The sequence below is a fragment of the Armatimonadota bacterium genome, assembly GCA_013314775.1.
GTDB lineage: Bacteria > Armatimonadota > Zipacnadia > Zipacnadales > JABUFB01 > JABUFB01.
In genome coordinates, this window is record JABUFB010000032.1 from 1 (window position 1) to 10,856 (window position 10,856).

Here is a 10,856-nt window from a genome sequence, read left to right on the forward strand (position 1 = left end):
AAGACCCTATCACGTCGTCATACAGCGAAGGGGTGCGGGGAAGGTCTTTGTGCTGCAACGCCATCACCTCACACCCACGATTCCCCTATGAACACGCAAGACCTCCCAACTTTTTCAGCGATTAGATGATTGCGATGACCACCAGCAGTTCGATCAGCGTGAAACCGTGTCGCTTCATTCACATGACCTCCTGAGAGAATTGGGGTTGAGTGCAGCAGGAGTATACCCGCATTGCTGATACAGGACAACGTCTTTCTATATGTCACCAATAGTATTTTCACAGGAAAAATAAAGGCATCATCATAATTCGGACACAGTCATGACTGGGCTGACGGCCCGACGCGGGATTTCAGTCTCACCGGAGTCCAGAGCGTGATTGCCCACGCAGGAACGTCATTCGCGACGTCGAATGAAATCGCAGCAGCAATCGCGACGGATAGTGCCGGTGGTTTCCTGGAGGTGACACTGATGAAGGCTGCAGCGGTATTCCTGACTCTTGTATCGTGGGCTGTCTTCGCCACCGAGTGCGCTGCACAACCGGTTCTCGCCGTGCCCAGGGTCCAGTATGACAATCCAGTTCACGGGTTCGGTCTCACGATCCCCGAAGACTGGCAGATGAGCCCCAATAAGAAGGGCCTCATCACGATCTCCATTGACGCCGATATCGGGCCGAGCATTCTGTGGAGACAGCCAGTGATATGGTTCTTCCGGACGCGACAGGCACCCCGGGAAGAGGCGCAAGCGCTTGCCAAAGACCTTCAGATGGTCTGCGGTGTTGCACCCTTTGTGCGGCAGCGGGCCAATGGTGTGGACTGGGAACTGATGCTCAACGCCAACGTGTCAGGGAAGCCGGTCGCCCAGCACTGGGTCTGCAAGCAGCAGGCCGGGGTGAACTTCTGTCTGGGAGCCTTCGTGCGTCCCGAGTTCGCCCAGGCTTTTCAGCAAGATATCCAGACGGCGCTGGATACTGCGCATCTCATCGCACCACCACAACTGCGGCACTTCAATGAACCGACGGAAAACGCCTACCGCCTGTCCTTTCCGGAAGGGTGGCGGTGGGAGGGCAATGTCTACCGCGACGCTCTCACCCCTGCCTACTTTGTCTGGAAGGTCTCGAGCCCCGACGGTCTCGCGGGGGCTTTTTCATCGCCACCCGCCAACTTCAACATCCAGACTCCTTATATCCCTGCCGGACAAGCTGCTCAGAGCATCGTGCTCCCGCTGCTCTCCCGCGAAGTGCCCGGGGTGCGCGTGGAAGCCGTCCACGACCTGCCCCGCGCGAGCGCGTATTACCGCGACGCCGTGCGCGCGGCCGGTCTCGGCAACAATCCCTTTGCAGACCGCTCGATCGTGGATTTCGTAGCCACTATGAATGGGGTGCCCATTCGGATCCGGACCACGATCCTCACCTGGCAGTTCGACTCCTCACCGCTACTTGGCGGCCGGGGGAACTGGACCCTCACAGTCTCAGGCGCCTGGGCCCCGGTGGCCCAATTCGACCAGCTCTATCCGGTGGGCCGCGGGATCATCACTTCGCTCCTGGTGGACGAAAAGTTCGACAAAGCAATGCGGAAGACAGCAGGGGACGCGGTGGACATCAAGGGCAAGTTGGGGGAAGCCCTCGCGGGTCGATGGGTGGACTACATTCGACAGTAAACGCGCCGTGGGGGGTATCGGGCCCGGGATGCATGTCCTCCCGGGCCCCGTTCGTCAGGTCTGTGATTACTCCGCAGTCACACGGACACCTGTCTCGGCTGTCTGAACTGCGGCCTTCCGGCCGTTCACCGTCGCCGAATCCACCTGCAGCGCGAGAGCGACATTGACGGCCGCCGCTTGCGCCGCATGAGGTGCCAGGTTCTCCTGCACGTTCAGTGCGACGCTGGCCCCATCAATGATGACCTCAGCAGTACAGATGCGGTCGAAGGTGACGAGATCGCTGCCGTTCACTCTCAGCGACTTGCCGTTCTTCACAAAGCAGCGAACTGGCTTGCCTGCCCCGTCGAACACAACTGCGGAGCACTCGGCGTCGGTGGCAACCCCGTTCACCTCCCCCGGCTCGCGCAGGATGACGAACCGCTGATCCCCCAGCTTCCCATCGAGATCACCGTTGGGCAGCACGTCCACCACGGGCGTGACTACAGGGCGCTCCTGCATAGGGGCGTCAATGCGGGCGGCGTCGAACCACGCTGTGCCCGGAGCGAAGAACTCTAGCGCCAGGGAGATCTCCTCGGTGTCCTCCGGGACCGTGGCTGTGATGCTGTGTTCCTGCCAATCTGCGTGTGCGAAGGGGCCGATGCGCTTGTTCGCGAAGGCCTTTCCGCCGCGCCAGAAGTAAAGCGTCATGGTCGCGCCTTTGCCCTCAGGCAGTTCGGTGGTGCGGATCTTCGCACGGGCCGTCATTTCGGTTCCCGCCGGCAGACGGAATCGGTCGCTGTAGTAGTAACCGCTGTTCACAATCTGAGCACACTGGTCGCCCTCAGCCGGGTTTTCCGTGCTGATGGTGTGATTCGGCCCGTCTTCGCCGGCACGGGGCTGCCAACCGCTCAGGCCTCGCTCGAAGCCGCCGTTGCGGATGAACTTGGGATTGCTGGACGGGCGGGGATACAGGAATGTGGTGAACCGGGTATTTGCCGTTTTGGATGTCCACGCGCGCAGGTATGGGCCGTACTTCTCGGCGCCCGGGTACCGTGCACTCTCCCAGTTCTCGTAGTGCGGACTGCTGATCCTGCCCCAGACCTCGCCAGTGGTGCGGCTGAGGATGAAATGGTCGCCCTTGGGCTCCACGTCTCCCATGCCGTCTGCATGCACCAGCACGTTGAAGGACCTGGGCTCCGGAGATTGCAGATCGTCCATGATCACAAAGAAGTCGGGTTTGACATAGAGGATGGACCGGCTGAAGCGGTCCAGGACCTTGAGATCAGGCCTGTTGTAAGCTTCTGCCGCCTCACCGGTGACGAAATCGAAGGCGCTTCCGGCGAAGAACTCCGTGATCCGTCCCCCCATGCGGTTGACCTGTTCGTGTCCGGGGTCCGGAACGATGTTCCGCGCGTAGTACTCGTCGTCGATATCCATGACCACGGTGCAATGGCCCATGCTTCCCAGGCTAAACTTGCGCTCGGTGGGGTCGTAGAACGAATGGTACCCCCGATCCGGGATGACCCACTCGCCGCCGTAGGTCATGACGAAGGCGTTGTGGTCGTAGTGGTTGTGCCCGATGTTCTCCTCGTACGGGCCGGACTTGAAGAACAGCGTGGGCGCTTGGGCATTGAACCCGTCTCGCAGCACCGCGTAGCCCACGTCTTCGAATACCGTGGATGGGTTCCAGTCAGGTCGCTCGGGACGCAGGCTCTGGGCGTCGTAGCGTATGAAGTCATAGATGGTCTCGATGCCTAGTCTCCCGATCTGCTGGAGATACCAGGCAGCCTGCCTGTCCCCGCGGTGCGCCAGGACGCTCATGGTCTGCGGGAAGCCGATACCCGGACCACCGTCGCCGAAACAGGGCATTTGAAGTGTGTCCGGCGCCAGCAGTCCCACGCAGTACCGGGTCATGGTGGACAGATATGGATGGTCAAACAGGTCCTGCTCGATTCCCGCGGCGTCGAAGGCCTCCAGGCATTTGATCAGCGAATCCACGAGGTAGGTGCCGTACATGGGCCCCTCGAAGGCCCCTCCGTCTTTGCCGCCCTGGTCCAGCCCGACCCGTGCCTTCTCGATGCAGGTCGCTATCCACCCGTCGGCTTCGGGCGTCTCCGGCTGGACGGCAATCGCGCCCAGTGTGGCCCCACTCAGAACCACAGCATATCCATTCGTCGCCGGCGGGTAGCGGTCTACATCAGCAAGACAGGCTTCGATGCCTTTTTCGATGATCGCCTGACGAATCTTGTCACGGTCCTCCTGTGAAAGCTTGTCGTGACACCAGTCGTAGAACATCGCCACCGCGCCGGTGCAGTGGCCTGTGTCAAGGCAGGCGCGGATTTTGCCGCCGCCGTAGCTCGGGTCGGTCCACTGATCCCAATTGGACAGGTTCAGGGCAATCTCCCGGGCGCGCTGGAAGTACTTGTCCTCACCCGTCACCAGCGCTGCGAAGCTCAGGTGCATGAGCCGGGTTGTGATGGAATCCGAACGCTCCTGGAACATGGCGGTCCAGGGCGGATATGCCGGCGAATCATCGTGCCGCGGAGGGGTCTGGTCGGACAAGGTGTAGGTCCACAACCCCGCGAACTTCCGGTTATCCAGGGGGATGTTCACTGAGTAGCTGTATGCAGGCGCGGTTGCAGCGAAGTCGGCCTTCGCGAGGATATCCTTCCAAGCTTCGGCCGCGTCAACGCCGTGGGCATCGGGACCGGCGGCGGTGGTCTTCGCTACCAGCGCGGGCAAGTCTTCGGCAGTCAGAAGTACGCGGGGGTGCTGTGGTGCGGCCTGGCAGGACGATAGCACGGTCAAAATCATGGCTCCGAGAACGCTGAGGGATAGGGTTGCGCGAACGGACATGGGTTCCTCCGGCAAGCGGCTTTCGGCCCCTTGGGGCATTACGGACAGTCACTGATGTATGAAACGCGTGTTTCGCCACTTGCGTTCCGAGACCTGCCCGTGGCTGCGGTCTGCTTGCCAATTGGGGAACCTGCGAGCGTCGATCACTGTCAAAGGACTCAACCGCCGGTCGGAACCAGCGCGATTCTTGTGCTGTTTTGTTGTCCATGATCCCGGCAATTCCGAGACTGACAGGAGACCTTGTCATGCGAATGACATTCCTCGCCCTGGGCCTGATCATTGCGGCGCTGCCGTGTATGGCCCAACAGGCCACTGACGCCCTCAAGCTTGAATACCGCCCCGCCAAAGCCGATCAGCAGGAAGGGCAGTTGACGGGCAACCTGACCGATGTGCAGATGAACGGCGCCAGCCTCATGGGCATCACCGGTAAGATGGACGGTTCGGTGGTTGTGAAGGTCAAGGAAGTTGACCCCAACAACGGTAACTTCGTCCTGCAGAGCACTTACACGGTGAAGACAATTGAGTTTGCGGGACAGCCCCGGGAGCCCAAGCAAGCCGCGCCCTCCGAGGTCACTTTCACCCGACGCGGCCAGGTGACCAAGATCGTGCAGACCGGCGGTGAGCAGGGCGGCAGTGCGATGGACCTCATGTCCTCCGGCGGCCTGCCAATCGACGCTATCGCGCTCATGGCCCTCTCCCTTCAGTTCCCCGAAGAGCCGCTCAAAGTGGGCGACCAGTGGACCAGCCAGCAGGAGCAGGAACTTCCCATCATCGGCAAGGCCTCCATCACCAAGGTCTCCCGCCTGGTGGCCGTGAAAGACGGCAAGGCGATTTTCGAGACCTCCGAGAGCTCGGAAGTTCCGCCTTTTGAGATGCCCAACCCCCTGATGCAGGGCACGATGAAGGTGCAATCGGCCAAGTTCCTCGCAGACAAGATTGAGCGCGAGTACGATCTCAAGCGATCTCTGATCACCCGCGCCAAAGGGGCATTCCGGCTGGAGATCAACGCGGACATGGGCTTCGGCTTCCCCACGCCGATCACCGCCTGCGGCGAGTTCGAATGGAAGCCCGCCTCCAAACCGGAGGACAAGACGCCGGAAGCCGCTGCCCCCACTGCGCAAGACGAGAGTGCAGCCGAGGCTCCAGCTGCGAAGCCTGCTGCGGAACCCCAGGCCAGGGTGCTGAAACTCGGACCGCTGGCGGCTGCCGGGGGTTACCATGCGGGCACTCTGGACCTGAACCTTGCGCTGGACCTGTCCCGGCTTCCGCTTCCCGGTGCACTGGGACAGTATCGGGACCTTCTTGGCTCAGCAGCGGTGTATGCCCGGCTCGGAGCGGGTGTGTGGGGTGCGCAAGCGGGCAAGCTCGCTCTCCAGGGCCGTCTCGAGGCCGGCCCGCTCGCCCTGCAGAATGAAGCCAATCTCGACCTGCGCCAGGTGGCGCAGCGCGTGATCGCTCACTTCCTCGGACAAGCACCCGAACTCAAGTTCACCCCTGCGAGGCCCTGATCATGACCCGCCGGAAAACCTGTGCTCCTCTGCGACCAGCCGCACTGATTGCGTGCACGCTGCTGGCCGTCGTCCCCGTCTGCGCCTTCGCGGGCAGAACCTGGTGGGACGGGACGCGGGATGACAGCCCGGCTCCTCCCGGCAAACTTCTTAGCGACAATAGTGGGTACTGGGGTCCCTGCGTACTCACCGGCGTGGACTACAAATACCTCGAAGAGCCTACCAACCCGGCTGACATCATCAAGAACCAGAAGGACACCTTCGGCCGGCGCCTGCTGGACGGAGCCGTCACCGGCGACTGGTACGTCCCGGTGGGTGTGAACGGAAAACCCCTTGTCGTTACCTTCGACTTCAAGCGCCCCTGTCACTTCAGCGAACTGGACATCAGCACCCGCAGCAAGAAGGTGGGTGTGGAGATCGCCTGCACGGAGCAAGCCAGTGGCCCCTTCCGCGTGATCTACAGTCGCGCCCGGGAGGACAGCCCGGAGCAGCAGTTCCACCGCATACCCTTGCCTGAGGGGACGAGTGGGCGCTTCCTGCGGCTCTCCGTGGATGGAGGGGGCATCAGTTGGCTTGAGGAAGTCTTTGTCTGGGGCGACGCCGAAGTCACCGCTGACCTGCCCGAGTACCTCAATCCCGTCGCTCCTCTGCCGGTAGCGGCGGAAATCGCTTTCAGCTCCATCCCCGGTATCGACAAGACGACCTTCAGCGATGCCCAGTACTGGGACTGGCAGCGGGAAATCGGGGATGCCGCGAAGGCTCCGGCAGTATGGTCTCGTCCACCCACATGGGACAGCATCAGCGACCGCCCGCTCTTGCCTGCGCGGGATCAGTTGGCAAGCGAAGTCGCGCTAATGATGGCGCGAAACGAGACGGAATGTGCTGCGCTGGCCCTCACCAATACATCCTGCGAGAAGCCTGCGACGGTGGAAGTCACACTGACGCCGTTCACACCGGAAGGCGCCGGTTCGGTCTCGAACACCGTGACGGGAAACCTGCGTATTGCGGGAGCAATCCCCTCCCGGCACTATGGAGTAAACCTCGGTCCGCTGTTCGAAGCAGACAATCTTCTCAGCCCCGGAATGATGCAGCGGTATCTGACTAACGGGGCCGGGATCGCCGGTTTCCCGCGGATAACCCTCTCTCCCGGCGGATCTGCGGTGCTATGGCTGTCCGTGACGTCTGAGGGGGCAGCGCCCGGCGAGTACCGGGCGGAACTGCGCGTGGAAGGCGGGCCGGCCGTCCCGGTTCGGGCGATGGTGTTGGACGTCACTCTTCCCCGCCCCCCGGTCTGGCTGCACACCTGGAGCGGCTGCACGGACAGCAGCCCCTTCACCGAGGATGGGCGGCAGGAGCGCGAGGTGGACTACAAACAGTCCATTGGGGCCACAGTCTGGCATGGTTTCCCGGAGCCGGGAACTCTGGCCGCGTTGGCCCGGGAGCGTGGACGTACGATCCACTACGTGTATGGGCTGCCGAGTAAGTATGTGCACGAAGGGTACGCTTCGCGGCTGAAGCCGGAGGACATCAAAAACGAAGATCGCGCGGCAATCACCGAACATGTGCGTGGGCTGGTTGCGAAGGCGGAGGAACTCGGGATGTCCTGGGATGATTGGTTCGTGGAGCTCTGGGACGAGCCCGGAAAGAGCAATTCCCTGCTCTACGGGGCCTTCGCGGAAATCATCCACCAGGCAGAACCCAAGGTACGCGTCTACTGCAACCCTTGTTTCTGGCAGGGGAACGGGGTTCTTCCGGATGAGGAAGTCGCACCGGTGCTTGAGCCGTGGTACAGGGAGCACGTGGACATCTCCGCGCCGCTTTACCTGCTGCTGCGTGATCGCCCGCGGTGCATGGCACTGTTCGATTCCCCGCGGGCAGTCCGCGCGTTCTACACGGTCAGCACCCAGTCCGCGAAGTCCGAGCGCGCACCCCAGGTTCAGCTCTACCGCCGCCAAGCCTGGGACGCCTTCGCGAGAGGCTGGAACGGGTGGGGCTTCTACTCATACTACGGCCCACGAGGCAATCCCTGGACAGATTTCGACGCGGCCTCATACGAGGATCGGCCGGACTATCTGATGGTCTACCCAGGACCGAAAGGCCCCGTTGCGACGCGGCAGTCGGAAGCCGTGCGCGAGGGGTACGAGGATTACTGCCTGTTGACGCTCCTGCAGCGGCGAGGGAAGACCAAGGAGCTCACGGCGCTGTTGGCCGAGTACGAGAGCGGCGCTGATCCGTCAGAACTGAGGCTCAAGGCCCTGACACTCGCCGCACAGTAAACAGAAGGCGACGCCACTCCGGCGGCCCCTGGAGTCGGTTGTCTGTGCTGGATGAGTTGTAGCCGAACAAACGCGTCTCCATGGATGCCGGTTTCTCGGGGCGACATCTTAGTCCAGACGCACTCTTCCTCCACCCACCTGGTACACGCAGTCCGCCTTGCCCTCGCGGGATAGCAGAAGGATAGCGGCGTCCGCATCGGAGGTGATCCGGCCCGCACTTTCCGATGCAGCTGGTGACACGCGCAGGAGAAACAGGTCGCGTAGATCCCCGGATCGGCTGACCTCGGCATACAGCGCGCCGGGCTTGCACTCGACCTTCGCGACGGATGCCGCTTGTGGTGAGCCGGGGCGCGTGGGCACCAGCAGGAAAGCTACCTGGGTAGGCCCCTTCGCCTTCCAGCGGAAGATGGTGGTGGGGATTGGGCGCAGGACATTGTGCACGCCGGTAGGCAGCCAGCCCTGGACCACCGGTTCGGTCTGGCCCTGCACGATTTCGGGCACCGGCGCCGGATCACCCAGAGCGATGATCTCCAGCCCTCCTGCCGCGTGGGTGGCGAGGGCGGTAGTACCGTCCAGCGCGACCTGAGCGGCGTCCAGATGGAAGATGGCCTCGTAGGTGTGTTCCAGGTCATCCTCGGGGGTGAGGGTGTCGTGGACCAGCCAGTAATCAGGCTTGACGAAAGCAACCTGCCGCCGGTGGGTGACGCGCAATCCGTTATCCGGCCCGTAGCCATCGGAGTAGACGCCACGGGCGAAATCCAGGCGGTCGTCGGAAATCCACCTTGCGTCCTCGGGCTCCCAGGCCGTGTTGGTTTCAGGGACGCGGCGGCGGTTCTGGTCGAGCCCGTCCACCATTACCGTGCTGTGGGCGCGAGTTGACAGAACGTATCTGCGCCACTGGGAACGGTCGTAGGAGTAGACGCCGCCTTCAGTGAGGATCGTGCGCCCGGCATCGTGCAGGATGATGCCCAGCTTGTCCTCATGCTGGTGACCAGCGCCGAAGGGTCCTGTTTCGAACAGGAGGTAACGGTCATCCCTGCGCCATCCCGTGCGCATCATGTTCCAGCCCGCGTACGGCAAGCGCCAGGAGGTCTGTGCCGGAGGAGTCCCCTTTGCTCCGGCGCTGATCACATACTCAAAGTCGTGGCGGTGCGGGAACAACTGCAGCCCCTGAGTGAGCATTCCCGACACGCCGTACCAGCCGGAGTCATTGAGTGCGGGCATGCGGCCATCCGGTCCCGCGATGGCCACATAATACTCATACATGCGCTCCAGCCCGGCGACGAACTCGGGCGGCAAATACACTCCGTTGCGCTTGCCCAACTCCAGCGCGCCGACGAAATTCGTCAACGTGACCCCGTGGTAACCCGGCGCCAGTTCGATTTGCGCGCCATCCGGATACACCTGGGCCGCGAGAGCATCCACCAGTCGCGTGCGCGCGGTCTCAAGCCAGACGGGAGCGGCCTTGAACTCGGGGAGCATCACGGCTAGCCAGAAGAGGCCGTTGGCCTCCATCGCGCCCCAGTTAGAAGTGACGTGGAAGACCGAGGGATCCATGAGATAGACCGCGTGGTCCCGGAAACAGCGAATCATGCGCGCCTGGGATTCCGGGTCGAAACTGGGCGAGTCCTTGAAACAGGCATAGGCCTGCCACCAGCTCTGTGCCATCCTGATACCGGCGTCCAGCGACAGCGGCGACTTGCCGGCCTGTGTCATCGGTCCCTCGATCCAGCCCGGCCCGATGTAGATGGGCAGCGCATCGATCCAGCTGTTGAGCTGGTCCACGAACTCCCGGGCGTATTTTTCGTCCTTCGTCGCCAGATAGGCGCGACCGAGAGTGACCCAGTGGGTGTGCCGGTTGAGTGCGATGGCCCACTGGTCGTAGTCGTGCGGGTCTTCGTTCCAGCGGATCGGCCCCTCAATCTGTGTGGGAGGGCAAGACGCAAGCCTGAAAATGTGGTCCAGCAGCTCATCTGCAATCCGGATCCCGTTCGGACTGCCGTCTGGGCTGACCGGCGGCAGGATCGGCGTCTCTCGGGTGCGGAAGTGTTCGGCGAGGGCGACCTTTGCCGCAGCGAAATCCCCTGCATCCACTGCGGCGCGCACGGCGGACATATCGGGCCGGTCAAGATTGAGTTCGGCGAAGAACTGGCGTTCAATCTCTTTCTTTGTCACCGTCTCAATCCTGAAGCCCCGGAATCGTCCCCACTCGGGGTCGAAATGGTTGCACCCCCAGACGAGGGCGAGGATCACCTCGCGCCCCCTGTAGGCATTGAGCGGCTTCAGCAGAGCTGTCGACTGCCAGCCTTTCCATTCAGTCACGTCCTGGAGGGCGGTGTGGATGTTCCAGACGCCCAGTATCCCCGGGTCCGGCGCGCCGACGTTCCACTTCTCAGCCTTCTCCGGTTCAGTGGCGAACTGCTCCCAGCGTTCCGGTGTCATCACCGCGAGATACTAATCGCTGAACAACCCCATTGGCGGGGTGTTACGCGTCGCTCTGGCCGTCTTTTTTGAAGGCCCGGGCCCTTTTCTCTCAACGTGAGCCGTTTACAGGCGCTCTGAAGGCCATTCTGTTGCGGTC

The 10,856-nt window shown here is 62.4% G+C and carries 6 protein-coding genes; 3 read left to right on the top strand and 3 right to left on the bottom strand.

The window, feature by feature from the left end; all coding sequences use genetic code 11:
- Nucleotides 1-121: 121 nt before the first annotated feature.
- Nucleotides 122-178 (bottom strand): prepilin-type N-terminal cleavage/methylation domain-containing protein, encoded by a 57-nt coding sequence (locus HPY44_22210; GenBank protein NSW58735.1) that lies wholly within the window; start codon nucleotides 176-178, stop codon nucleotides 122-124.
- A 290-nt stretch (nucleotides 179-468) separates the two neighbouring features.
- Here HPY44_22210 and HPY44_22215 point away from each other — a divergent pair, with 290 nt between their 5' ends.
- On the top strand, nucleotides 469-1,656 hold the full coding sequence (locus HPY44_22215; protein ID NSW58736.1) for a hypothetical protein: 1,188 nt from the start codon (nucleotides 469-471) through the stop codon (nucleotides 1,654-1,656).
- Nucleotides 1,657-1,722: 66 nt separating this feature from the next.
- Here the strand turns inward: HPY44_22215 and HPY44_22220 are convergent, their stop codons facing one another.
- The gene (locus HPY44_22220) at nucleotides 1,723-4,491 is read right to left on the bottom strand and encodes a heparinase II/III family protein (protein NSW58737.1); all 2,769 of its coding nucleotides are present in this window, start codon (nucleotides 4,489-4,491) and stop codon (nucleotides 1,723-1,725) included.
- 245 nt (nucleotides 4,492-4,736) lie between these two features.
- On the opposite strand from HPY44_22220, the gene HPY44_22225 reads away from it, so the two are divergent.
- Nucleotides 4,737-5,999: a hypothetical protein gene (locus HPY44_22225; GenBank protein NSW58738.1), complete on the top strand. Its 1,263-nt coding sequence runs from the start codon at nucleotides 4,737-4,739 to the stop codon at nucleotides 5,997-5,999.
- Between the two features lie 2 nt (nucleotides 6,000-6,001).
- Nucleotides 6,002-8,275, top strand: a complete 2,274-nt coding sequence (locus HPY44_22230) for a DUF4091 domain-containing protein (GenBank protein ID NSW58739.1) — start codon at nucleotides 6,002-6,004, stop codon at nucleotides 8,273-8,275.
- A gap of 108 nt (nucleotides 8,276-8,383) precedes the next feature.
- On the opposite strand, the gene HPY44_22235 is transcribed toward HPY44_22230, so the two are convergent.
- Nucleotides 8,384-10,717: an alginate lyase family protein gene (locus HPY44_22235; protein NSW58740.1), complete on the bottom strand. Its 2,334-nt coding sequence runs from the start codon at nucleotides 10,715-10,717 to the stop codon at nucleotides 8,384-8,386.
- Nucleotides 10,718-10,856 lie beyond the last annotated feature (139 nt).

What these genes read in the sequence shown, in the direction of transcription:
- HPY44_22230 (NSW58739.1), top strand. Translation starts at nt 6,002, where the DNA reads ATGACCCGCCGGAAAACCTGTGCTCCTCTGCGACCAGCCGCACTGATT.
- HPY44_22225 (NSW58738.1), top strand. Translation starts at nt 4,737, where the DNA reads ATGCGAATGACATTCCTCGCCCTGGGCCTGATCATTGCGGCGCTGCCG.
- HPY44_22220 (NSW58737.1), bottom strand. Translation starts at nt 4,491, where the DNA reads ATGTCCGTTCGCGCAACCCTATCCCTCAGCGTTCTCGGAGCCATGATT.
- HPY44_22215 (NSW58736.1), top strand. Translation starts at nt 469, where the DNA reads ATGAAGGCTGCAGCGGTATTCCTGACTCTTGTATCGTGGGCTGTCTTC.
- HPY44_22235 (NSW58740.1), bottom strand. Translation starts at nt 10,717, where the DNA reads ATGACACCGGAACGCTGGGAGCAGTTCGCCACTGAACCGGAGAAGGCT.